Annotated in this window: 20 protein-coding genes and 2 pseudogenes; 18 read left to right on the top strand and 4 right to left on the bottom strand. The window is 60.8% G+C overall.

Annotated features, from left to right (window positions below; genetic code table 11):
* Positions 1 to 130 precede the first annotated feature (130 nt).
* The 4 genes and pseudogenes from EAH76_RS21660 to EAH76_RS24350 form a co-directional block, all read left to right on the top strand.
* Entirely contained in the window at positions 131 to 2,350 is a 2,220-nt protein-coding gene (locus EAH76_RS21660) for a putative bifunctional diguanylate cyclase/phosphodiesterase (RefSeq protein WP_140852348.1), read from the top strand.
* Positions 2,351 to 2,378: 28 nt separating this feature from the next.
* Positions 2,379 to 2,819, top strand: a pseudogene (locus EAH76_RS21655) (urocanate hydratase); the annotation flags it as partial.
* Positions 2,820 to 3,644: 825 nt separating this feature from the next.
* Positions 3,645 to 3,956: a hypothetical protein gene (locus tag EAH76_RS21650; RefSeq protein WP_140852347.1), complete on the top strand. Its 312-nt coding sequence runs from the start codon at positions 3,645 to 3,647 to the stop codon at positions 3,954 to 3,956.
* A 323-nt stretch (positions 3,957 to 4,279) separates the two neighbouring features.
* Positions 4,280 to 4,414 (top strand): annotated as a pseudogene (locus EAH76_RS24350) (DUF3597 family protein); the annotation flags it as partial.
* Positions 4,415 to 4,554: 140 nt separating this feature from the next.
* On the opposite strand, the gene EAH76_RS21640 reads toward EAH76_RS24350, so the two are convergent.
* Positions 4,555 to 5,145 (bottom strand): RNA polymerase sigma factor, encoded by a 591-nt coding sequence (locus EAH76_RS21640; protein WP_140852346.1) that lies wholly within the window; start codon positions 5,143 to 5,145, stop codon positions 4,555 to 4,557.
* Between the two features lie 211 nt (positions 5,146 to 5,356).
* Between EAH76_RS21640 and EAH76_RS24040 the strand changes: the two genes are divergently transcribed.
* Both EAH76_RS24040 and EAH76_RS21635 read left to right on the top strand, forming a co-directional pair.
* Positions 5,357 to 5,524 carry a hypothetical protein gene (locus tag EAH76_RS24040; RefSeq protein WP_161989114.1) on the top strand — a complete coding sequence of 56 codons (168 nt, stop codon included), beginning with the start codon at positions 5,357 to 5,359 and terminating at the stop codon, positions 5,522 to 5,524.
* 57 nt (positions 5,525 to 5,581) lie between these two features.
* Positions 5,582 to 6,547, top strand: a complete 966-nt coding sequence (locus EAH76_RS21635) for an IS481 family transposase (RefSeq protein ID WP_140852345.1) — start codon at positions 5,582 to 5,584, stop codon at positions 6,545 to 6,547.
* Between the two features lie 46 nt (positions 6,548 to 6,593).
* Here the strand turns inward: EAH76_RS21635 and EAH76_RS21630 are convergent, their stop codons facing one another.
* From EAH76_RS21630 to EAH76_RS21620, 3 genes are read right to left on the bottom strand one after another with little or no spacing between them, the layout of a single operon-like run.
* On the bottom strand, positions 6,594 to 6,944 hold the full coding sequence (locus tag EAH76_RS21630; RefSeq protein ID WP_140852344.1) for a DUF3147 family protein: 351 nt from the start codon (positions 6,942 to 6,944) through the stop codon (positions 6,594 to 6,596).
* A complete protein-coding gene (locus EAH76_RS21625) occupies positions 6,944 to 7,135 on the bottom strand; it encodes a DUF1289 domain-containing protein (protein WP_140852343.1) in 192 nt (63 codons plus the stop codon). Before EAH76_RS21625 ends, EAH76_RS21630 begins: the two co-directional genes overlap by 1 nt.
* Positions 7,135 to 8,259, bottom strand: a complete 1,125-nt coding sequence (locus EAH76_RS21620; RefSeq protein ID WP_140852342.1) for a nickel/cobalt efflux transporter — start codon at positions 8,257 to 8,259, stop codon at positions 7,135 to 7,137. Before EAH76_RS21620 ends, EAH76_RS21625 begins: the two co-directional genes overlap by 1 nt.
* Before the next feature lie 145 nt (positions 8,260 to 8,404).
* Here EAH76_RS21620 and EAH76_RS21615 point away from each other — a divergent pair, with 145 nt between their 5' ends.
* The 12 genes from EAH76_RS21615 (at position 8,405) to EAH76_RS21560 (ending at position 23,709) form a co-directional block, all read left to right on the top strand.
* Positions 8,405 to 8,674, top strand: coding sequence for a metal-sensing transcriptional repressor (locus EAH76_RS21615; RefSeq protein WP_140852341.1), 270 nt, complete (start codon positions 8,405 to 8,407; stop codon positions 8,672 to 8,674).
* Between the two features lie 389 nt (positions 8,675 to 9,063).
* Positions 9,064 to 9,357, top strand: coding sequence for a PepSY domain-containing protein (locus EAH76_RS21610; RefSeq protein WP_140852340.1), 294 nt, complete (start codon positions 9,064 to 9,066; stop codon positions 9,355 to 9,357).
* A 30-nt stretch (positions 9,358 to 9,387) separates the two neighbouring features.
* Positions 9,388 to 10,065, top strand: coding sequence for a winged helix-turn-helix domain-containing protein (locus EAH76_RS21605; RefSeq protein ID WP_140852339.1), 678 nt, complete (start codon positions 9,388 to 9,390; stop codon positions 10,063 to 10,065).
* Positions 10,058 to 11,413, top strand: coding sequence for a HAMP domain-containing sensor histidine kinase (locus EAH76_RS21600; RefSeq protein WP_140852338.1), 1,356 nt, complete (start codon positions 10,058 to 10,060; stop codon positions 11,411 to 11,413). Before EAH76_RS21605 ends, EAH76_RS21600 begins: the two co-directional genes overlap by 8 nt.
* Positions 11,410 to 12,753, top strand: coding sequence for a TolC family protein (locus tag EAH76_RS21595; protein WP_241659836.1), 1,344 nt, complete (start codon positions 11,410 to 11,412; stop codon positions 12,751 to 12,753). Before EAH76_RS21600 ends, EAH76_RS21595 begins: the two co-directional genes overlap by 4 nt.
* Positions 12,744 to 13,775 carry an efflux RND transporter periplasmic adaptor subunit gene (locus EAH76_RS21590; RefSeq protein ID WP_140852337.1) on the top strand — a complete coding sequence of 344 codons (1,032 nt, stop codon included), beginning with the start codon at positions 12,744 to 12,746 and terminating at the stop codon, positions 13,773 to 13,775. Before EAH76_RS21595 ends, EAH76_RS21590 begins: the two co-directional genes overlap by 10 nt.
* Entirely contained in the window at positions 13,772 to 16,882 is a 3,111-nt protein-coding gene (locus EAH76_RS21585) for an efflux RND transporter permease subunit (protein ID WP_140852336.1), read from the top strand. The genes EAH76_RS21590 and EAH76_RS21585 overlap by 4 nt, the downstream gene beginning before the upstream one ends.
* Before the next feature lie 213 nt (positions 16,883 to 17,095).
* On the top strand, positions 17,096 to 17,773 hold the full coding sequence (locus tag EAH76_RS21580; RefSeq protein WP_140852335.1) for a winged helix-turn-helix domain-containing protein: 678 nt from the start codon (positions 17,096 to 17,098) through the stop codon (positions 17,771 to 17,773).
* Entirely contained in the window at positions 17,760 to 19,169 is a 1,410-nt protein-coding gene (locus EAH76_RS21575) for a sensor histidine kinase (protein WP_140852334.1), read from the top strand. The genes EAH76_RS21580 and EAH76_RS21575 overlap by 14 nt, the downstream gene beginning before the upstream one ends.
* Before the next feature lie 67 nt (positions 19,170 to 19,236).
* The gene (locus EAH76_RS21570) at positions 19,237 to 20,241 is read left to right on the top strand and encodes a YncE family protein (RefSeq protein WP_140852333.1); all 1,005 of its coding nucleotides are present in this window, start codon (positions 19,237 to 19,239) and stop codon (positions 20,239 to 20,241) included.
* Complete coding sequence (locus EAH76_RS21565) at positions 20,238 to 20,936, top strand: phosphatase PAP2 family protein (RefSeq protein ID WP_140852332.1); 699 nt, start codon at positions 20,238 to 20,240, stop codon at positions 20,934 to 20,936. Before EAH76_RS21570 ends, EAH76_RS21565 begins: the two co-directional genes overlap by 4 nt.
* Before the next feature lie 196 nt (positions 20,937 to 21,132).
* Positions 21,133 to 23,709 carry a TonB-dependent receptor gene (locus EAH76_RS21560; protein ID WP_140852331.1) on the top strand — a complete coding sequence of 859 codons (2,577 nt, stop codon included), beginning with the start codon at positions 21,133 to 21,135 and terminating at the stop codon, positions 23,707 to 23,709.
* Positions 23,710 to 23,956 lie beyond the last annotated feature (247 nt).

Here is a 23,956-nt window from a genome sequence, read left to right as displayed (position 1 = left end):
CGATATCCAGATGAACATCCACAGCCTGACATGAAGTGCGGCAAACTGTGCGGTCTGTAGCGGCGGGATTATCAGTGTGAAAGAACGGCGGGTTAGGTTTTGGTTAACGCGCGACCATTATGCCCGAATAATGGTCGACCCATCCACATTATTCCAAAAACCCGCCGATGAGGAAGCCAGGCTCGCGTGCTTGCCCGCATGTGATATTCTCGGCATCGAGCCGGAAACAGAATATGATCATCTGACAAAATTTGCGGCAGATCTATTTAACGCGCAGATCTGTCTTGTCTGGCTCGTGGGCCGAGACGAGGTGTGGATGAAGGCGCATTGGGGGCTGGATGAAGACCGCGGAGTGCGCGACGCATCATTCTGTACCCACACAATCCTGACCGCGGACCCGCTAATCGTTTTGGACGCAACGTTGGACGAGCGCTTTCGCGATAACCCAAACGTCGTCGGCGGACTGGCCGTACGATTTTACGCCAGCGCGCCGATTATCAATAAGGCTGGCGTCAAGCTTGGCGCTTTGTGCATTATCGATCGTGTCCCACGGCCCAGTTTCAGCGACGGGCAACGACGTCTTTTGGTTCAGCTTGCAACAATGGTATCGGAACGCCTCGATGCCCGCCGCGAAGCGCGCACGGATGTAGCGATTGGGAGCTTCGCACAAACGACAGGCCTGGCAATCATCACTGCGGACGCCGGCGGTATTATCACCTTCTGGAACGACGCAGCCCGGATCATGTTTGGCTACGCCAGAAGCGAAGCGGTTGGACGCCAACTCGAGATGATCATGCCTGAGCGTTTCCGAAAGGCACACCGTAGCGGGCTTGTTCGTCTGGGGAATGGCGGGGCGTCGGCATTGGCTGGCAAAAGTGTTGAAGTCACTGCCCTGCACCGCGAGGGCCGGGAGTTCCCGATAGAGCTCTCCGTCGCAGCATGGAGTGGGAGTACGGGGATGGAGTTCGGGGCGCATATTCAAGACATCTCCGCTCGGCGAGCACGTGAAGCCGATCTCCACCATTTCGCGCGTCACGATGGCCTGACTGGTTTGCTCAATAGAGGTGGTTTCAGGGCGTGTGTCGAAGACTGCCTGCAGGCTCATGGTTCAGCTTCGGTGCTGGTGCTGGACCTAGACTGCTTCAAAAGCGTCAACGATACGCTGGGTCATGCCGTCGGCGACGCGCTTTTGCAGACAATCGCGGTTCGTATGACTACGTGCGTAGAAGGTGAAGGAGTTCTCGGACGGATCGGTGGCGACGAGTTCGCGCTACTGGTCTCTTGCCGCAGTGACTTGATCGCTGCCAGGGCGACGGCGCAGCGCCTGCTGGAAGCGTTCTCTGAACCGTTCGAAATTGCCGGTCACGACCTGCAGATCGGCACAAGCATCGGTATAGCGATAGCGCCTCTTCACGCGGGCGATAGCGACGAACTCCTTGTTCGCGCCGACTTGGCACTGCTTCGTGCCAAAGGCGCGGGCGGAAGAACCTTCAAGGTGTTTGACGCTGGTATGGCAAACCAGCTCGCAGCACGGCGTGCCTTTAAGGATGAAATGCGGCAGGCCTATCTCGATGGGCAATGGGCGCTGTTTTACCAACCCCAGGTACGCCTATCTGACGGCAAATTGATCGGCGCGGAAGCGCTGTTGCGGTGGCGGCATCCAACACGAGGCTTGTTGCTTCCAGCCGCCTTCATGCCGGTGCTGGAGACCCACCTCCTAGCGTACGAGGTAGGGTGTTGGGTAATCGACGAAGCCTGTCGTCAGTTGGTGGAATGGCGCGCGCAGGGCCTCTGTATCGATAGGGTCGGGATCAATCTTTTTGCGGCCCAGGTTCGAGCGGGCACCCTGGAAACGGTGATCGGAGCAGCGCTGGAACGCCATGCTCTGCAGCCCTGCGATCTCGAACTTGAGATAACCGAAACGATCGTGCTTGGTCACGATGACGGCGTACTTGAGCCGCTGCGCAAGCTTCACAACATGGGCATCGGTATCGCATTCGACGACTTCGGAACCGGGTTCGCATCGCTCAGCACGCTCAAAGGGTTCCCACTGTCTAGACTCAAAATCGACCGCTCTTTCGTCGAGGATATTTGCTCTGAGCCGCACAGCATTGCCATAGTACGGGCTGTTTCAGCCATGGGTCAGAGCCTCGGGCTCAACGTAATCGCCGAAGGCATAGAGACACTTGAACAGGCCGACATGGTCGCGACACTTGGATGCAATGAGGGCCAGGGATATCTTTACGGTCGCCCATACGATGGCGTTTCATTCCCAGCATTCGTTATCGCAAGCAGCTGGACAAAATTGCCGCAGCCTAAAGACATCTCGCGACAACAACGCGCTGGATAATGCCTTCAACGAATGTCGAACCTTTTGTCGCCATCGCCTCGGCCTGGCCTTAAACGAGATGGTGGCCCGGGGTGAATTGTCGGCGCCGGTGGTCATCGGACGCGACAATCTCGATTCAGGGGCCGTCGCGAGCCGCAACCGGGAAACGGAGGCGATGCGCTACGGATCGGACGCCGTATCCGACTGGCCATTGCTCAACGCGCTGCTCAACACCAAGTCGAGCGCAACCTGGGTTTCGCGCCACCATGGCGGACGCGTGGGGATGGGCTACTCACAGCACGCCGGCATGGTGATCGTGGCCGATGGCACCGCCGTAGCAGTGGCGCGGCTCGAACGCTTGTTGTGGAACGACCCGGCAACGGGAGTCATGCGGCAAGCGGACGCCGGCTATCCGATCGCGCTCGAATGCACTCGCCAGAGGGGCCTCGACCTGCCGGCGTTCCTCCAATGGGCGCGCCGGTCGCGATGAGGGCGGCTGCACGCCGGTTTCTGCCATGGAAGAACGGCGGTGGTCGTATCAGCTAGGTGGGAGCCTTTCAGCTCAGGAGCGCGATGGAAGACGGATCAGGATAGCCGCTGTCGATTCATGCGTTCCATTCTCGCTTTTGCCAATGGTGCAACGTCGATACGATCACCGCCTATATCAAAATGAGGAGCTCACGTCGAGTAACTTATCGGTCGAGGCGACCGAGTGATCGGCAAGCTTGTGGCCAAGCTGCAGGGGACGGCCGCCTGGAGGTCTCTTTACAATATGGCAGTCGTAATTTCTTTCGATCAGGGGGCCGGCGGAGCGCAGGACGGGTGCTGCAGTGTTACCACCAATGCACCGTCGAATTATGGCGGTGGCCATATACCGACAATCGTGATTACCAATCATGGCACACGCGGGGTGCGGGATAGACTCCGTATAACCATTATTCGCTGTTGCGGAGTATGGAGGACGCATTCCGGATCAAAGAGCATCTTCGGCGGGCGAGTGATATTGCTGGCGGCGTAGTATCAATGCGCCCGCTCTTCGCGTCGGGCGGAGGGCACTCGCGACGTATGGCGCCCCAGCTTGCTGAACGCTGGGTACGCACCGTCAAACACCGGCCGGCCTCTGGTCGCCGCTTGATAAAAAACGAGGTCACTTTGTTCGGCGAATGTCCATAGAAGACCAAAGCTCGACCTTGTCGGTAAGCTGTACACATGCTGTCAGCCAGGTTATTATTCGGTTCACAAGCAATCATTATAACCAGCGCGGAGACTTGCCGTAAGCCATTCCGCACCGGCGGGCCGCACAGAGGAAACAGTAATGAAAAGCAAGTTCGCACTGGCAGCTATGATCGCGATAACTGCGGCACCGATCGCGATGCCGACCGTGGCATCCGCTCAGGGTCACCACCGCTATAATCATCGCGCGTACTATGGCCATAGCAATTATCATCGCCACAGATGCGGTGGAGGAAATGGCGCAGTCGGTACGATCGCGGGCGGGGTTGGCGGTGCCCTTCTTGGCAATGCGCTTGGCGGTGGCCTTCTTGGTACGGTCGCTGGTGGCGTCGGCGGCGGTTTGCTCGGTCGTCACTTTGACAAGACGCACTCGCGCCACGTTAACGGCTGCTAATCGCACATCTCTCGGCTCCTTCTCGAAAGGAGGGAGCCGAGCTTGATCTCGACATAGCAGAACGATCGATAATATTGCGCTGATACCTTACGTTCGCGTGACCGCGGGTAATATCCGTCAGTGCGTATGTTTCAAAGTCCACAACATGATTGCGGGCTTCGCCCAGCCTGTCGAACCAGACGAATGCCCCCGCCGGCCGGGGACAAAGCTCGCGAGTCCGAGTGCCGCTGACGACGCTGCCCCGCACGCGGTGGATTGTTATCTCCCCGCTGTTCCCAGTCCATTTTGAGCGAGAGTTATCCGGCCTTGAGAAGCCTTCGGGCAAGGGCCTGGCAAACGAACTCGGCGTTCACGGAGGCGCCGATGGCAGCGCAGAAGAAAACATCGCGCTGCAAAAAGCCGTGATGGCCAAGCTCGCTGAAAATGGGGGCGTCGTGCAGGCTAGCCTGCGCGGCTGACCAAAACGAGACGCGTCTCTACTCGGAAGCCCGCACGCGAAGGGCACGCCGCGATCGGGGCGCTACCGAACTCGCCGACCGATCCTCTTCAATTTTGGAAGATGGTCAGTAGCTGTTCGATGCGAGCTTTGACTACGCGGTTATCCTATCAGCACGCCTTTCCAGTCGCGGCGTTCCGGAGGTTTCTCCTTGCGAACGCTTGCTGAGAACGGCTGGGCATCGGAGTCCTCGACCAGTTGCCGCAGACGCGTCCTGCCGCGCGCAACCCGGCTCTTGAAGGTGCCTTCCGGGATGGCGAGCTGGCATGCGGCATCCTCGATCGACATGCCCTTTCCAGCGAGCAGCACGGCCTCGCGGTGGTCTGGGCTGAGTTGGTCGAGCGCCCATCCAATGTCGCGCAATTCCACCGCCTGATCCTGGCCGCCCTCGGCACCGGGCAGGCGGTCGAAAGCTTCCTCCGGCAGACTGGCATGGAAACGGTCACGGCGATGCGCGGAAAGGAAGCTGTTGCGCATCACCACCCGGCTCCATGCTCCGAAGTTGCTGCCTGGCTTGAAGCTTTTCCGGGCCGACCAGCACCGCAGCATTGTGTCTTGGAGAAGATCGTCTGCGTCGAAGCTGTTACCGGTCAGGCGACGTGCATGGGCGCGCAGTAGCGCTCTGTGGCGATCGAGAAGCTCCGCAAAAGGCGTATCCGTGGCGACCATCTTGTCGAAGCGTGCGTGGTACATGTCTACATTTCCGCTCGTTTCAAATCGGATACCCTATGCGCCTTGGTTTCTTGCTGGCTGATGAGCGCCGCGTTCCATCTTCACCCGCCAGTCCTTGTCGGTCGTCAAGGAATTACCGATCATCACGACATGCCGGAGAGCATGGCGCTGATCCCCGCCAACCGATTGGCTGCGGCATAAAAAGACCGATTAGGGCATTAATAAACATCCGATGACAATCGTGTTCAGCATGATGCCACGGCAACTCGCCTACAACGACATCATTGGACCACTGCAAAAAGACGCAGCCGTGAAGAAGACGTCGATCTTACTATTGATAGTGTCAACCGTGGCTGTCCCGGCAATCGCCGCGGCGCCTGCATCGGCCCAAGATTACTAGGTGTTTGATCCCGCAGTGTGGTGGTACGATTGACCAACACGGACGGCGGGAGGAGCTATGGGCCAGGTTAGACACGGCAGCGCCACGACGACTGAGGCAGTCCGTCGAGCGATACAGCGGAGTGAAGAGAGCGTAAGGGCGCTCGCCCGGCATCACGGGATTAGTCCGACGACAGTGCAGAAGTGGCGCAAGCGGGCGCATACCGCCGATGCCGCGATGGGGCCGAAGGCCATTCATTCCACCGTCCTCACCGCGGAGGAGGAAGCAATGGTTGTGGCGTTTCGCCGCCACACGCTCCTACCGCTCGACGATTGTCTCTATGCGTTGCAGGCCACGATCCCGCATTTGACACGCTCGGCGCTCCACCGCTGCCTGCAACGGCATGGCATCAGCCGGTTGCCCGACATGACAGCCGACAAGCCCGCCAAGCAGAAGTTCAAGGCTTACCCGATCGGCTACTTCCACATCGATATCGCTGAGTTCCGCACCGAAGAGGGCAAGCTCCACCTCTATGTCGGGATCGATCGCACCTCGAAGTTCGCCTTTGTTGAGCTCCATGAGAACGCAGATCGACCGACCTCGGTCATCTTCTCGGAGGCGTTGCTCGAGGCAGTGCCTTACAACCTCCACACCATCCTAACCGACAATGGCATCCAGTTCGCTGACCTCCCGCGCAACCGTGATGGATGGACCGCGCGCTACCGGGTCCATCGCTTCGACCAGATCTGCCGCGAGCACGGCATCGAGCACCGACTGACAAAGCCCAACCACCCATGGACCAACGGCCAGGTCGAGCGGATGAACCGCACCATCAAGGACGCCACCGTCAAACGCTACCATTACGATAGTCACGACCAGCTTCGGGACCATCTTCAGATCTTCATCGACGCCTATAATCATGGGCGCCGCCTCAAGACGCTGCGCGGCCTTACTCCCTACGAATATGTCGCACGCATCTGGACAGAAGACCCAGATCGATTCAAGATCGACCCGTATCGCCACACTCCGGGACCAAACACCTAGCAGCGCGCCAAAAAGCGAGAAGTCGAGGCGACGCACCGTCATCATATCAGAGGCGAAGCCGGAACCGGGGCGCCAGCAAGGTCATCGCCAAATAGAGCACGATCGTCAATATCCACCCAAGCGTCAGCGCAAGCCAGAACGGCAGGCCGGAGCGCAACAGCACGGGGATAAGAAGAAACATCGGCAGTGACGGAATGACGTACCAGAACGTCGCACCAGCATGCGCCGCCATATTCTCGGCGTCGGGCTTGTCGCGCCATAGCCAAATCATGCCGAGGACAGAGACAAGCGGCAGCGAGGCGCTCAGCCCACCGAAGCCGGGAAAATGCTTCGCCACCTCCGACGCCGCGGCGATCAAGATGCCGGAGATGAAGGCTTTGACAGCAAGGTAGAACATCAGCGCGCACCGTCCTTGGCAAGGCGGACACTCAGTTTCGCCAGGCGATGCGGGAGGTCGCTTGCGACACGCCGTGCGTCGCCAGGCCGGAGGTTACGCCAGCGACGGACTTCCTCGCGCGTGTGGCCGCAGCCCTCATACCAACCGGTTCGGGCGTCGAAACCGCAGAGTTCAACACACGGCGAACGCATCAGATCGCGCCGATGCGGCTGAGTCCGCTCAAGCCGGAATAGGCCATATAGCTCGCAATTACGATCATCAGGCCAGCCGATGCGTACGGTGCCTTGCGCGCGAAATCACCGAAGCCGGACCAGCGCTTCTGAATCTGGTTGACGCTGAGGGCCGCAATGACGCCCGCGCTGACCATCGTGACCGCCAAGCCGACGCTGAACGCGCTGACCAACACGACACCCAGCGAGAGGCGCTTGAGTTGGAGGCAGAGCAGGAGAACGGTGACGGCTGCGGGGCAGGGGATAAGCCCACCCGTGAGGCCAAACAGCGCGATCTGGCCGGTCGTCACCTTCTGGTCGGCGAAGCGGCGACTGATGTCGGAGGCATGGGCGCGCTCGTGCGCGTCCATGTAGGCGTTGTCGCCTGTAACCTTGAGGCCTTCGCTGGGCGCTGCGTGGTCATGTTCGTGTTCGGCGAAAATGAGTTCATAGTCGTGGCTATGGCCGCCATGCCCGAGCGACACCCGTGCCGCGAACGCGTGCGGCTCTGGTATTTCTTCGACGCTCTCGAGGAACTCGCCACGATCGACGAACCGGAATGTCTGCGACCGTCCCTCGCCGCGGGTCGTGGTGACGGTCACGTCCTCGGCCGACCATGCGCCCTTGCCGAAGCGCGCGCGCCAGCGGGGCGGCACGCCGTCCTCGAAGATCTCAAGCCGCATCGTGCCGTGGCCGGTATCAATCGAGCGAACCTCATCCTCGCCGTGATGATGATGGTGATCGTGCGCGGCCTCCGCCTTCTGGTCCGCACGCGTGCGCCAGACCATCCAGAGGCCGATGCCGAGCACGATAAGCGCGGAGCCGAGTAATAGGTAAGGCTCGGTCGTCTCGGTGTTGATGCCGCGGCCGAGATACTGTCCACCGAGCGCGATCCCCCAAACGATCGCAGTATGCGACAAGGCTGCGCAAAGACCGAGCAGCACGGCTTGGCCGACCGTGCCGCGCACCGCGATGATGAACGCGGCCATCATCGTCTTGGAATGACCGGGCTCCAAACCATGCAAAGCGCCCAGCAGCAACGCGCTCGGGATGAACAGCCACAGGTTCGTGCTACCCTGCTGAATGAGGTCTGCAAACGAGGTCATCATGCTTCCCGATGTTTCAGGGCGTCCAGACGATAGCTGTGCTTGGGTGCCGAGGTCGGGCTCCCATATCCCCCCAGGGGGATAGAGTCTATCCCCCTAGGGGGATGCTCGACAATTGTTCGAGGAATGTCCTACATGAGGTGACATGGCCCACAACGATCATTCCAGTCATCCTGCGATCATTAAGCGGCTGAACCGTGCGAACGGCCACCTTCGCAGCATCGTCAGCATGATCGAGGAGGAGCGCCCCTGCGTCGACATCGCGCAGCAACTTCAGGCGGTCGAGAATGCTATCGCCAGCGCCAAGCGCGCGCTGATCAACGACCATATCGACCATTGCCTCGTCCACGCCGAAGAGGGCGAAGGGACCAAGGCCGCGGTGGAGCAGTTCCGAGCAATCTCGAAATATTGGTAGAAGCGCCGCTCCCTCGCTCTGCGGGGGAGCGGCGCTTGATTCTCTGGCCCTAGTCGACGCGTAAGGTGGCGCGCCTGATCGGGTCACGCGGCCGCGTTTATCTGCTGCACGCCCTCGGCACCCATCCGGGGCAACAGCCAACCGGCTGCGGTCTGTGCCTGCGCCACGGCCATAGCCCCGGCGAGCAGGACCGGGGTTGCCCTCCGCGTACCCGTTCGATTTCCTCGCAGTGAGGGCCGACGGGGATCGATGTGCCTTATCCACGATGGAAAAGTGTCCAAAGGATCTCACATTGGGTTTTTATAACGCGGCCGCATCGATGGCCCAATGTAGGGTGGTGTACCAATCCGAGGTGCTCAACGCAGAGCAACTTTGAGAAAGGACTGATAATGAACAAGCTTCCGCTCTTCGCCATGGCCGCCGCCGCTGCCGATTTGGTTCCCGCCATGGCCATTGCCGCGCCGAACAAACCAGCGGCTAAATTGTCGATGGCACAGGCGCGCGCGATCGCGCTCAGCACGGCACCCGGCAAAGTCGCCGATGCCGAGTATGAAAAAGAAGGTGGCGGTTGGCGCTATTCTTTCGACATCCGACAGGGAGCGCGCATCCACGAAATCGGTGTCGACGCCAATACCGGACGTATCGTCGAAGACAAATTTGAAGGTCTGAATGAAAAGGACTGACACTTTGTCCTTCGTCGCTGCCGCGATCAGATGCGCGTCCTGATCGCAGAAGATGATGACGATTTGGCCGAGTTCCTCGAGCATTCGCTCGGCGAACTCGGCCACGTCGTCACGTGCGTCCGGTCGGGGTTGGAAGCATTGCATTTTGGTTCGGTGGAGGTGTTCGAGGTAGCAATCCTTGACCGAATGTTGCCTGGAATGGACGGCGTCGAAATCCTGAAGCGATGGCGGGCTGCGGACATCGTGACCCCGGTCCTTATGCTAACTGCTCTTGGTGGAATCGCGGACCGTGTTGGCGGACTCAATGCGGGCGCAGACGACTATCTCGTTAAGCCCTTTGCCTTTTCGGAACTCGCTGCCCGCCTCGCGGCGCTGGCGCGCCGCCCTACGATCCGCGAGCCGCAGACGCATTTTACAGTGGGCGACGTGACACTGGATCTCCTCGACCGCAGCGTGAAACGCGCCGGTCGCGACATCGCCCTGCAGCCACGGGAGTTTGCTTTGCTTGAGCAGTTGATGCGTCACGCCGGGCGTATTGTCACCCGGACGATGTTCCTGGAAACGATCTGGGGGTACCATTTCGATCCCAAAACGAATATTGTTGATAGCCATCTTAGCCGAATGCGGGCGAAGTTGAATTTCGACTTTGATTTCGATCCGATCGAGACTGTGCGTGGCGTAGGATACAGGATACGCACCGATGCCTGAACGTCGCTCCAGTGCGGCGTATCGGATCGCATTCACCTATTCAGCTGGGTTCGCGTTGCTAGTGGCCGTTTTGGGGGCGATCGTCTTCCTGGCGGCCGATCGAAGCTTCAGGCAGCAGCAGGATGCCGCAATCGCCGAGGAGTCCGCGTCGCTGTTGCGGGATTATCGCGATGAAGGCCTCGGCGATCTTCGCGAGCGGATCGATGCGCGCGAAGCCAGCCATCCGACCAATTCGTTCAGCTACGCCCTCTTCGACGGTGCAGGCAAGCGCATCGCCGGCGGCCTGAATACCAAACCGAAGGGCTCAGGGTGGCACGACATTGTCTTTGTCGATCCCGAGGAGGGGGCTGATCCGGCGCGAGCCCTAGCCACGAACCTGCCTGAAAACATTACCTTGATGGTGGCGGCGGATACGGAAGCGCTGGAGCGGATCGACCATACGATCCTCGTGCTGTTCGGTGGTGCATTCGTTCTTGTCCTCACGGCCGGCGCCGCAGGAGCGTTGATCCTCGGGGGCTATCTGCGCCATCGGCTCGGCCGGATCAGCGGGACCGCGCGCACCGTGATGGCCGGCGATTTCAGCCAGCGGATGCCGGTCAGCGCGCGCAACGACGAGTTCGACGCTGTATCTGCATCGCTGAACGCGATGCTCGACCGCATCGCCTTTCTTCTGGAAAATTTGCAGCAGGTTTCCAGCGATCTCGCGCACGATTTGCGGACGCCCCTGGTCCGGATGCGCAATGGACTTGAGCGCGCGCTCGCGGACGATGCGCCGCCCGGAACACAGCAGACGGCCATTCAGGCCGCGCTTCGGGAAAGCGATGATCTGCTCGACTTGTTCGCCGCGATACTGCGGATTTCGGAAGTCGAAGGCGGCGAGCTGATAAAATCGTTTGCACCCGTCGATCTCGTCGCCTTGGTTCAGGACGTCTGCGAAAGCTGTGAACCTGCGGTCGTAGACGGCGGACGCACTCTTCGGTGTACCATCGAAGGTTCGGTCTTCATCGCTGCGGACCGGGAACTGCTGGCGCAGGCGATCATCAATCTCCTTGAAAATGCGCAAATCCATACGCCGACCGGAACGAAGATCACGATCGAAATGATACACGACGAAGCGTCAGCCAGCATCATCGTCGCCGATAATGGAACGGGTGTCGCCGTGGCGGACCATGACCGCATACTGCGCCGGTTCGTACGACTAGATGCCAGCCGGACCACCCCTGGCAACGGTCTGGGGCTGAATCTCGTATCGGCCATCGTGATGTTGCATGGAGGCGGCGTCACTCTGTCCGACAACGCGCCAGGGCTGCGCGTCACACTTATCTTGCCGAGGCTGCTCGAACGATGAAACGCCATTTCGCCTGTTCCTTCGCCCTACTGGCTTCGGGGTGCGCCACCTACCATCCTGTGCCGCTGCCCCTGGCTGGCGGAAATGACCTTTCGCTTGCTTCGATCAAGGCGGTGCTGGCTCACGACGCGACGACGATCGACAGACCATATCTAAAACCGACGTCGATCGACCTATCCCAACCGCTCGACCTCAACGCGGTCGGCGTCATTGCGGTAATCGCCAATCCCGACCTTAAAGCGATGCGCGTGCGAGCAGGGATTGCCGACGCGCAGGTATTTGTGGCGCGCCTCATGCCCGATCCGACGCTCAGTATAGGGGCGAGCAAGGTCTTAAGCGGGCCAGATCCGCTCCTCGACCTGACAAGAGCCCTGGGACAGGACATCAACGCGCTTCGCACGCGCGGTGCGCGCGTTGCCGCGGCGCACGGGCAGGCAGAGCAGGTCCGGCTGGATCTCGCCTGGGCAGAGTGGCAAACCGTAGGTCAATCGCGGATCCAGGTCGTAAGGATCGCAGGTCTGGAGCGGATCTATGAGCTCGCGCGGTCAAGCTTCGCGGCGACGGCATCGTTGCTTGACCGAACGTTGCGAGCAGCGGGGCGCGGCGACATCGCCGCGGAGCAGGTGCAAGCCGCGCGGCTTGCAGCCTTCAGCGCCCAGCAACAGGTCCGAACGAGTGAACGCGATCTCACCGCGGCGCGTTACGAACTAACGCGGTTGCTGGGTCTCCCGCCAGCAACAAAGCTGGAGCTGGCGCCGCTTGCACTCCCCAAGCAACCGGCCTCGCCCTCGGCGCTTTTTGCGGTCGCTTTGCGCGAGCGGGCCGATCTTCAGGCGCTTCAGGCGGGTTACGCTTCACAGGAGGCGGCTGTGCGGCTTGCCATTCTAAACCAGTTTCCCACGCTTGCGCTGAGCGTCAATGCAAACCGGGATTCGGCCGGCAACCAGTTGCTCGGACCAGTCATCGATTTCACGCTGCCGCTGTGGAACCGCAACAGAGGTGGCATCGCGGTGGAACGCGCGACGCGAGCAGCACTGAGGGCTGAATATGACGCCCGCGTCTTTCAGACCCGCGCCCAGATAGAAGCAGCCGTTGGAGGAATCGCGGTCGCCCGGTCGCAACGCGACACGGTGCTCAAGGGGCTGCCGGCGCTCGAAAGGTTCGTGGTGGCAACAGCGCGTGCCGGGAAACGTGGCGATCTGCCGCCCGCCACTGCCCAAACCGCAGCCCAATCGCTGCGCGACCAGGAGACGCTGCTCGCGCAGACGACGCAGGACATCGAAGAGCAGACGATCGCGCTCGAATTGCTGACGGGAACACCGAAAGAGACATGGCCATGAATCTGAAATTGCTCGGTCCCGCTGTCGGCCTTTTTCTCACTGCTTGCTCCGGAAGCGACAGCAGCACCGACCAAGCGACACCTCCTACTGCTTTGGTCACGCTCGCGCAGGCGACGCAGGGCTCGATTGCCGAGACCGTGAAGCTCTACGGCGTCGCGGAGGCAGGACCTGCCGGAAGCATCGCGTTGTCGGCACCGACTGAAGCTATCGTCGCCCGCATCGTGGCGCCGGTCGGCACCAGGGTCACACGCGGTCAACTGGTCGTTCAGTTGTCTCCGGCACCTAATACCCGCCTCGATCTCGCAAAGGCCTCTGCGGATGCCCGCGCCGCCGATGCTGCCTACGCTCGCGCGCAGCGGCTTCGTAAAGACGGACTGGTTGGAGACGCCGATGTGGAAACGGCGCGGGCTGCGGCGCAGAGTGCCGACGTAACGCTGGCAAGCTTGCGCGGTCGTGCAGGTAGCCTGGCGCTGACAGCCCCCGCTGCAGGGTATGTCGCGAGTGTCGCCAACAATCCCGGTGATCTCGTTCAGGCGGGCGCGTCAATCGCGATGATCACGAACGGGAGCGGTCTGCGTGCGCGCTTCGGGGCCGATCCCACGGTCGCAAGGACCTTGTCGCCTGGTGCACAGATCAAAATCGCCGGCACCAAGGGCCGCGCGACCGTGTCCGTGCCGATCCAGTCGATTGATCCGGTCGTAAACCCGAACACCCGCCTCGAATCTGTGTTCACGACTCTGCCTCCGTCCCTCGGCATCGGCTCTGGCGAGGTGCTGCAGGGGGAAGTTGCCACGCAGACCCAAAGCAGCGCGGTTACCATTCCTTATCAGGCGTTGCTCGATGATGGCGGCCAGCCATACGTCTTCGTGGTCGCGAGCGGCATCGCCCACCGTCATGACGTCCAGACCGGGCCGACCGGCGGCGATCGCATCGCGATCGTCAAGGGCGTCAGCTCGGGCAACAGGGTCGTGACCGATGGTGGGACGGCGCTCGAGGACGGCATGAAGGTCCGCACGAAGTGAAGCGAGGTATTGCTCTTCATGCGCGCGCTCTCTGGCTTGCAGCGATCCTATTGACGCTTGGCGGCGTCGCTGCCGCCATAAAGCTGCCGGTCAGTCTATTTCCGTTCATCAACTACCCGCGGGTTGTCGTGTCGATCGACGCCGGTGAACGTGACGCGGCGCAGATGACTGCGCAGATCACGCGGCCCATCGAGATCGCGCTGCGCGCGGTGCCCGGCGTTTCCGGAATCCGTTCGACAACCAGTCGTGGGACCGCCGAGGTCGCGCTTAACTTCGCCTGGGGCCACGATATGGTGTCGGCGACTCTTGCGACGCAGAGTGCGCTGGCCACTGTTGTGCCCGATCTGCCGGCCGGCACCAGGTTCGACGTTCGCCGCTCCGATCCGACCATCTTTCCGGTGCTTGGAGTTGCGCTCACGTCGAAGAGTCTCGATCAGGAGGCCTTGCGACAAATCGCCGAATTGACGGTACGGCCTGCTTTGACGGCCGTCGGTGGGGTCGCAGGCGTGGACGTGCTGGGGGGAAGTCCTCGCGAGTTTGCGGTCGACATCGACCCCGCCAAAGCGCAAGCCTTGGGGTTGAGCCTGCATGATGTGGTGACCGCTTTGACCAAAGCGAACGACGTTCGCGGGGTCGGTCGTATCGAGGATCGGCATCGGCTCTATCTCGTACTGGCGCAAAACCGGTTGGCGACGATCGCCGACATTTCCGCCACCCCCCTAAAGGCGGCGAGCGCGCCGAATGGTACTTCCCAGGCGGGATCCCGCGTCACCGGTGTTCTAAACCAACCGGACGTCGGCGTTTCAACGTTGGGACAAATTGCCAACATCCGTGTCTCGACAGCGCCAAGCTATACCTTGGTCACTGCCGGTGGCCAACGCGCCGTTTTGGTCAACGTTCGTCAGGCGCTGAACGGCGACACGACGAAGATCGTAAATGAGGTCAATGCTCGGCTTGCCACGCTCGGCCTGCCTCCATCCGTCAAAGTCACTCCATTCTACGATCAGTCGGAACTCGTGACGGGGGCCGCAAACGCAGCACGGGACGCAATCCTCTTGGGCGCAGTGCTGGCCGGCGTTGTGTTGTTCGTATTCTTGCGCTCTGCCCGGCTGATGGTCATCACGGGCCTGATGCTGCCCGCTGTTCTGGCGGGCACGGGCCTCATCCTGCTCGCGACCGGCATGACCTTCAACATGATGACGCTCGGCGGTATGGCAGCGGCAGTTGGCCTCGTCGTCGACGACGCCGTCGTCATGCTCGAACACATCATGCGCCGCATGCAGGAGGGAACGGCGAAAGGGGTAAAGGGGATTCTAGCAGCGGCAGCCGAGATGAGCGCACCCTTGTTTGGTTCGACCTCGGCAACGATCGTGGTTTTCCTGCCACTCGCCCTCATCAGCGGAGTGACTGGCGGCTTCTTCAAGGCGCTTGCGCTGACCATGGTCGCCGCGCTGACGTTGTCGCTGTTGTATGCCCGCTTCGTAATCCCGCTCGCGTCCGCCTATTGGCTGCGGGAGAAAGATGCCGAGGCTGCCGAAAAAGCCGGAGGGTTCATGAGCCGCCTCGATCGCGGTTACGCGCGCGCGGCTGACCGTAGCTTCGCTAAACCGCGACTGTTTGCAGCACTGTTGGGCATTGGAATGGCGGTCCTTGGCTATGCCGCGTGGAGCCACGTCCCATCAGGGTTCATGCCGCACATGGATGAGGGAGGGTTCATCCTCGACTACAAGGCACAACCGGGTGCTGCGCTATCAGATACCGATCGGTTGCTTCGTCAGGTAGAGACGATCATCACATCGACGCCTGAAGTTGCGAGCTATTCCCGCCGCACCGGCCTGCAGCTTGGCGGAGGCCTCACCGAGGCAGATGAAGGAGATTACTTCATCCGCCTGAAGGGTGGCTCGCGCCGTTCAATCGATGTGGTGATGGCCGAAGTCCGGCAGAAGATCGACGCTCAGGTTCCTGGCCTCCAGATCGAAACCGCGCAGCTGATGGAGGATCTGATCGGCGATCTCACCGCGGTGCCGCAGCCGATCGAGGTGAAACTGTTCGGCGAGAATCCCGCGGCGCTGGAACAGGCGGCCAAGCGCGTGGGGGCCTCTATCGGCGGCATATCGGGTGTGGTCGAGGTGGTCGATGGCCTGCGCGTCTCCGGCGATGCGATCGACATCACGGTCGACCCTGCCTCTGCGGCGCTTCAGGGTCTCGATCCTGATGCTGTAGCAACCCAACTCCAGGCGTTGGTCGGCGGTACTACAGCAACCCCAGTGCGGATCGGTGAGCAGTTGGTGGATGTGAGAATTCGGGCACCGGCCGATTTGCGATCTCGCGCATCGGAACTCGGCCGTCTGATCCTTACAGCACCCGACGGGCATGCCGTTCGGGTCGATCAGGTCGCGAAAATATCGATCAGCGCTGGGCAGAAGCAATTGACCCGCGAAGACCTTGCCCCGTTCATTGCGGTTACGGCGCGGCTAGAGGGACGCGATTTGGGTTCTGCCATGAAGGAGGTGCGATCGCACGTCTCCGCACTGAACCTCCCGGGTTCGATCCGCGTCGAATATGGCGGATTGTATGCCCAGCAACAGCAAAGTTTCTCTGATCTTTCGATGGTGTTCGCCGCCGCGCTCTTGCTGACCGCGCTGCTTCTGACATTCTTGTTCGAGCGTTTGATCTGGACGCTGTCCGCCCTCGTTACTGTCTTGCTATCCGCAGCAGCAGTGCTGATGGGGCTATGGGTAACGGGTATCGAACTCGACATCTCGGCTTTGATGGGGCTGACCATGGTCATCGGGATGGTCACGGAGCTCATAATTTTCCTGTTCGCCGAGATCGATCGAGACAAGGTGGTCGACCTAGGTGTGCTCCGCGAGGCGGCCAGTAAACGTCTTCGGCCGATCCTGATGTCGGCGTTGATCGCAATCCTGACGTTGTTGCCGCTGGCGCTCGGAATGAGTCGCGGTTCTGGCCTGCAGAAGCCGCTTGCGACTGCAATCATATTCGGGTTGACCGCGTCGGTCCCCCTCGTGTTGCTGTTTTTGCCGGCGATGATCGCGGCGCTGACGCGGCGCCGAGCTGACCACAGTCGACAGGAGGAAGCGATTTGAGAAGGTTCTTGGTCCTGGCAGCGGTGGCGTCGACCCAGGTTCTTTAAGCATCCGATGCGGACAATCGGTAGGTCCGATGTGGGTGATGGTCGTGACGCAGTCAGCCGTACGACATGCGCCGCAGGTGATCCGGGTGGTGTTTATCCCTAACTTGCTCGCTGCAGCGAGCCGTTGGCTAGTCGTTGCACAACCGCAGATGCTCGAGAGGATGCCATGAAGCTGTTGCTGCTCGAGGATGACGACGCCACACGGGTGCATCTGGAACGGACGCTGGTCGCCGCCGGCTATGTCGTTGACGTGTGCAGCGACGGGCGCCACGCGATCTCTCTCGGCTCGAGCAATGAGTACGCCGTGTTGATTTTCGATCGCATGGTACCCGGCATCGACGGTCTTGGCGTACTCAAGGCACTCCGCGCAGCCGGGGTTCGATCGCCGGCACTGTTCCTAACCGCGATCGATGGCGTGCACGATCGCGTCGAGGGACTCGACGCTGGGGCCGACGACTATCTGGTCAAGCCGTTCGCTGCGATCGAACTCATAGCGCGCGTGAACGCGCTGTTACGGCGACGGCCTGCGGCTGACGTCGTGACCGCGCTCCGCGTCGCCGATCTCGAAATCGATCTGATCAAGCGCAGTGTCAAACGGGCCGGGCAGCAGATCCTACTTCAGGCACAGGAGTTCAAGCTGCTCGAGTATATGATGCGCCATGCCGGCGAGATCGTGACGCGCTCGATGCTGCTCGAAAATGTCTGGTCGTTCCATTTCGATCCGCAAACCAACATAATCGAGAGTCATATGAGCCGATTGCGGTCGAAGGTTGACCGCGGCTTCGAGCGGGAGCTGATCCACACGATCCGCGGATCGGGTTATAGTCTCGATGCGCTGGCTTAGCGGTTTTCGCAGCGGCGCTTTTCGCTTCGCATTGCTTCTTGCACTCGTGTTTGGGGCGGGCGCCGCGCTGCTCCTCGTCGTCGTTGAACGCTCGATCTCACGCTATGCCGTTGAAGCGACCGATGGAGGCCTGAAGAGCGAAGCGGCCATCCTGCAGGGCGAGGATCGCGAGGGCGGTCGGTCCAACCTGCTCCAGGCGATCGCTCTTCATCGGAGGGCTGGCGGTGACGAGGCCTTTCGCTACCAACTGACCGATCGCCGGGGGCGCTTGCTCGTAAACGATATCGGCACAAGCAACGCGAAGATAGGGTGGGGCGAGGTCGAGGTTCTAGACGATCCGCAGGACGCGGACGCCCGCCCCGAAATGCTGAAGAGCCTTGGCGTGCCAATGCCCGAGGGAGGCGTGTTGGTCGTCGCAACCGACACTTACGACGTTCAGGAGCTACGCCGCGGGCTTGGTCGCTTCACGATCGTCGCCGGGGTTTTCATCACGTTGTTCGTGCTGGTAGGCGGGTATCTACTCGGGGGTCTGTTCATGCGGCGGCTGGACCGCGTCAACGACGCGATCGGCCGGGTCATGGCAGGTAATGTCGCGGAACGGCTGCCGACGATCGGGATCAGCCGCGAATTCGACCTTCTGTCGTCGAACCTCAATGCTATGCTCGATCGGATCGGCGCGTTGATGGACGGTTTGCGCCAAGTGACGACCGACATCGCGCACGATCTGCGCACACCGTTGACCAGGCTGCGCCAGCAACTCGAGGCGACGCGAGAGGCAAATAGTATCGACCACTACACAGCGGGAATTGATGTCGCTGTTCTCCAGACCGATCAAATCCTTGCGATCTTTCGAGCATTGCTGAGGATCGGCACGCTGGAAGGGGGTGACGGCCGGCAATATTTTTGCCCCGTGAATCTGAGCGAGGTCATCGGGCACGTGGTGGCAGCTCACCAGCCGGTGGCAGAAGATGACGGCAAGACCCTGCTGGCGGAGCATGAGCCTGGGCTCGTCGTCGCGGGAGACGCGGAATTGCTCGCACAAATGCTGACGAACCTGATCGACAACGCAATCCGGCACACCCCCGCTGGCAGCCTGATCGTCAGTAAGCTGGAACGCATGGACGACAGTGTCATCGCGACCATCAGCGATGATGGCCCGGGCGTTCCGGCGGGGGAACGCGTCAATGTTCTTTCCCGCTTTTACCGACTTGATCGCAGCCGTCATCTGCCCGGCACCGGTTTGGGCATGTCGCTCGCCGCGGCGATTGCCGCACTCCATCATGCGCGCATCGACCTCCTGGATAATAGCCCGGGGCTGCGCGTGCGCATAACCTTTCCCAAGTCCCCACCAGCGTTAGAACACAGCGCCAGCCCGTCAAAAAACCAAGCAGATTAGCAATCCCTAACGTGACGTGCGGCACCCGCCGGGTCAGAAGGCGCTGGCTATTATCCCGGAGACCGCAATGCCCCGCCATTCGCTTCCTGCCTTGCTCGCCGCCGCTGCCATGCCGCTCGTGATCGCCGCAACTCCGGCACCGACCTATTCGGTGGCCCAGTCTATCGCCGGACCCGATGGGTCGTGGGATTATGCGAGAGCCGATGATGACGGCAGCCATGTCTATGTCGCGCGCAGCAATGCCGTCACGGTACTCGACGTGACGACAGGCGCGGTTTCTTCGCTCGGTAATGTGCAGCGCGGACACGCGGTCGTGCCGCTGCCCGGGGGCAAGCTCCTCGTGACGAGCGGGACCGATGGCACCGTGCGGTTGTTCGACACCGGGTCGGGCACGGAATCCGCGAGCATTCCGGTCGGTAAGAAGCCCGATGCTGCTATCCTCGACGCCACGATGACTCACGCGTTCGTCATGAATGCCGACAGCGGTACCGTATCGGTGATCGACCTCGCCGCGGCAAAGGTGACCAAGACCATAAAGGTGAGCCCCGCGCTCGAATATGCAGCGTTCGGGTCGGACGGCACGCTGTTCATCAATAACGAGGACAAAGACGAGATCGATACCGTCGATGTCACGCGCGGGGCTGCTGGCCAGACGATCGCGCTTCCGGGCTGCAAGGCCCCCACAGGCCTTGGCTATGACAAAGCGCATGACCGGCTGATCGCATCGTGCGCCAACGGCAAGGCCGCCATTGTTGATGCGCACAAGCGGCAGCTGACGGCGCTGGTTGATATAGGTTCGGGGCCGGATGCGGTGATCATGGATGAAGCCCGTGGTCTTGCCTTCATCCCCTGCGGAAAGGATGGCATTCTCGATATCCTCGCCCTCACTGGCGTCGCAGTGACGCATGTCGGAGTCGTCAAGACCGAGGTCGGCGCACGGACCGGAGCGCTCGATCCAAAGACGGGGTCGATCTATCTACCGACTGCTAAGTTCGGCGCCCCCGCTACTGCCGGTGGCCGACCTGTGATGCTGCCTGGGTCTTTTCACGTCCTGGTCTTAAAGCGGGCGTGATCGGCAGGGCACGCGCCTACGCTAGGGAGCGCCCTGAGCTGGTCGTCCTGCTGGCGTTCGCGCTGACTGCCTTGACGCTGCTAATCATCTTCTATCTCGGCTCGGAGGTGATGGAGGGCGACACCAAGGCTTTCGACATAGCTGTCCTCACGCGCCTCCGTCACGCTACAGAGGGCGATGCGCCTTGGAAAACGGCGTTGCGGGCAGCGATGCTCGACCTCACTGCGCTTGGCGACAACGCCACGCTCGTCATCGTCGTGGCGATGGTATCTGGTTTCCTCATGCTGGCGCGCCAAAGACAGCTCGCGCTTCTGCTCGTCGCCGCGTCTGCAACCGGCGGTCTCCTCACCACCGCGCTGAAGCTCTTGTTTGATCGCCCCCGTCCTGACGTCGTGGCGCATCTTGCCAGTTTTGGTACCGCGAGTTTTCCAAGCGGCCATGCGATGAACTCGGCCGTTATCTACCTTACACTTGCTGGGTTGGTCGCGCTTGCGGTGCCGACTTTGCGCCTTCGCGTCTATATCCTGTGCTGCGCCGTCGCGCTCACATCGGCGATCGGTCTGTCGCGCCTATACCTGGGCGTCCATTGGACGACTGACGTCGTCGCCGGCTGGATCGCCGGGTCGGGATGGGCAGTGCTCTGGTGGTCCATCGCATGGTGGTTCCGAGCGCGTAAAGCTTACTCGCCGAAGTAGACAGTATAGCTTTGGAGTTCTGCGGCAATGTTGCGATCTCAAAGCGGCCTTGCGCTGATCTCCTGAAGATTGATTCTTGCCAACGTTAGGAAAACAGGCCGCAAAGTCCCATTGCTGTAACAATTCATCTCCACCCCGATGTCACCGGGAGCGTCAAAAAGCGCCGTCGATAAGGCGAGCGTACGCATAGATTGGGATGAGCATTATGAAGATTCGGACGTTGTCGCTTCTCTCGACGGCGGTAGCAGCGCTTGCCCCGCTAAGCGCACAAGCACAGACCGCGCCTGCGCCAGCACCGGCGTCGCAAACTGACAGCCGCGATATTGTCGTCACCGGGACTCGAGCAGCGCAAACTGCGCGCGCCGAGGAGAAAGCTGCAGTAAACCTGGTGAATGTCCAGGCAGCGGAAGACATCGTCAAATATCCCGACTTCAATGCTGCCGAAGCGCTTGGCCGCATCCCGGGCGTCAGCCTAGCGATTGACACCGGCGAGGGCCGTTTCGTCAACATCCGCGGCATCGACGGCAATCTGAACGGTACCACGTTTGGCGGCGTAACGTTGCTCAACACGCAGCCTGGCGGCACCTATTTCGGCGGTGGCGGTCGCGCCGTCGAGCTCGATACCGTGCCGATCGGTTCGATCGACCGGCTGGTCGTACGCAAGACCGGCATGCCAGACCAGGAGGCCGAGGGACTGGGCGGTTCGGTCGAACTCACACCGCGTACCGCAGTCGGTTTGACGAAGCCGTTCTTCGAAGGGACGATCGGAGGCGGTTATCAGAACGCGCACAAGAATGGGGACGTCTTCATCGGCGAGGCGGCGGCCGGGACGGCTTTTGGCCCGGAGAAGCAGTTCGCAATTGTGCTAACCGGCTCGTTTCACACCGACAAGCGCGGCTTTGACGATGCCGAGCCCGGTCTGCTTGACGCCGTGCAGCCCGGAACTCCGGGTGACCGCATCCTCGATTCGCTCGATCTGCGGCGCTATAGCTACAACCGCCGTCGCTTCGGCTTTGGCGGCGAGTTCGACTGGAATCCAGACGGGCAGAACCATTTCTACATTCGTGCAAACGATGCGGGCTATACCGAGTCGGTGCACCGCTCAGTGCTGCAGTATCGGGGCCTGGGTGACACTACGACCACCAATGGCAGCGTCATCACTGCAACGGGCGTCGATGCGCACGTTACACTGCGGGACGAACAGGAGACTCATCTCAATTTCATCACGGCGGCGGGCGGCCGGAACGATCTGGGCAAGGTCATCCTAGACTACCAGCTGTCCTATACGGCTTCGACCTATCACCGTGATTACGACCGCAATTCCACCTTTACGCGCCCCGGCCAGCCGGGCTTTACCGTCGCCTATGACAATACGAGCTTGCTCTATCCCACACTGACGCCGTCGGGCTTCAACCCGAGCGACCCGTCACAATTCACCCTTACCGGCGCGAACAACGCGACCGAGCGCGCTCATGACCGCGAATATGCGGCCGTGCTCAATGTGACTGTCCCTACCACCTTGCTTGGTGGTGACGGCGCGTTCAAGGTTGGCGGCAAGCTGCGGTTTCGTGACAAGATCGATCAGCCGAACAATTTAAGCTATGCGGGCGTGCCGGCGACCTCGTTATCTGCCGTGCTTGGGGACGGGCCGTTCTCCAATTATTACGCCGGGACCTACAATGTTGGTTATGCTCCGAGCATCTCAGGCGTTCGTGCCGTATTGGCGCCGCTAACCCAGTTCACCAGTGCTGCCAACGCGGTGCGTAACGCCTCCGGGTTTTTCAACGACACCGAGAACATCTATGCGGCCTACGCGCAATATTCTGGCACGTTCGGCAAGCTAAACGTTCTTGCGGGGATGCGGGTAGAAAACACCAACGGCACCTATCGTGGTACGACGCGCACCACCAGCGCCTTGGGCGTCGACTCGTTCTCGCCAGCGTCGCGCAAGTCGAGCTACACCAATTTATTCCCGACCGTGCAGCTTCGCTACGATCTGGCGCAGAACATAGTCGCGCGTGCAACCTATTCGACCGGGATCGGGCGCCCGGGCTTCCTGCAACTGCTCTCCGGCGCGACAGTGGATGTCGGTAACCGTGCGGTCTCTGTCGGTAACCCGAGCCTCAAGCCAACGACGGTCAACGCGTTTGACGGGCAGGTCGAATATTATCTGCCGAATTCAGGCATCGTATCGTTCGGTGCATTCGACAAAGAGTTCAACAATTACATCATTAACGGAGTCACCCGGGATCCGAACTATCCTGGCATAACCGATGGCATCACCACGATCACGACCTACACAAACGTTTCCAGCTCACACGCCCGTGGCATCGAAGCGCAGTACAGCCAGAAGTTCAGCTTCCTGCCAGCGCCGTTTGATGGTTTCGGCGCCCTGGGCAATGTGACCTATGTCTGGTCGAAGTTCGCCATTCGACCGGGCGAGACGAGCCGCCTGCCGGGCACGTCACCGCTGACCTACAATCTCAGTCTGTTCTACGAAGCGCATAAAGCACAGGTGCGGCTCTCGCTCAGCCATGTCGATGGCGCCATCTTCGGTGTCGGCGGTGCTGCCGGATTCGATACCTTCGAAGACCAGCGGACGCAGCTCGACCTGACATCGTCGTATCAGGTCACACAGCACATGGCGGTGTATTTCAACGCGCGAAACCTCAACAATTCACCGCTCCGCTATTATGAAGGCTTGCCCAACCGGACGACGCAACGCGAATTCTACGACCAAAGTTATGAGGCTGGCTTCAGATTCAAGTTCTAACGTCAAGCGAACAGCAGAATGGAAGAGAGCGAGCCGTTGGTCGTGACGTGATGGCGTGGATGGCCCCTGCACTAGCGTAGCTGTGCTACTAGCGTAGCTGGGCAATACTGCGGTCGTTGTAGGTCCACGTCTAGGAGTCGGCAGATGAAGCAGGAGTGTGGATAGGCGTCCAAGCGGGACCTTATCCCTTAGCGGGGCGAACATTTGAAATTACAAAAGAATATTACTTTTCAGGGGGGGCGGCGCC

The sequence above is a fragment of the Sphingomonas glacialis genome (genome assembly GCF_006439055.1).
Lineage (GTDB): Bacteria > Pseudomonadota > Alphaproteobacteria > Sphingomonadales > Sphingomonadaceae > Sphingomonas > Sphingomonas glacialis_A.
This window is presented reverse-complemented; position numbering and strand designations above follow the sequence as displayed.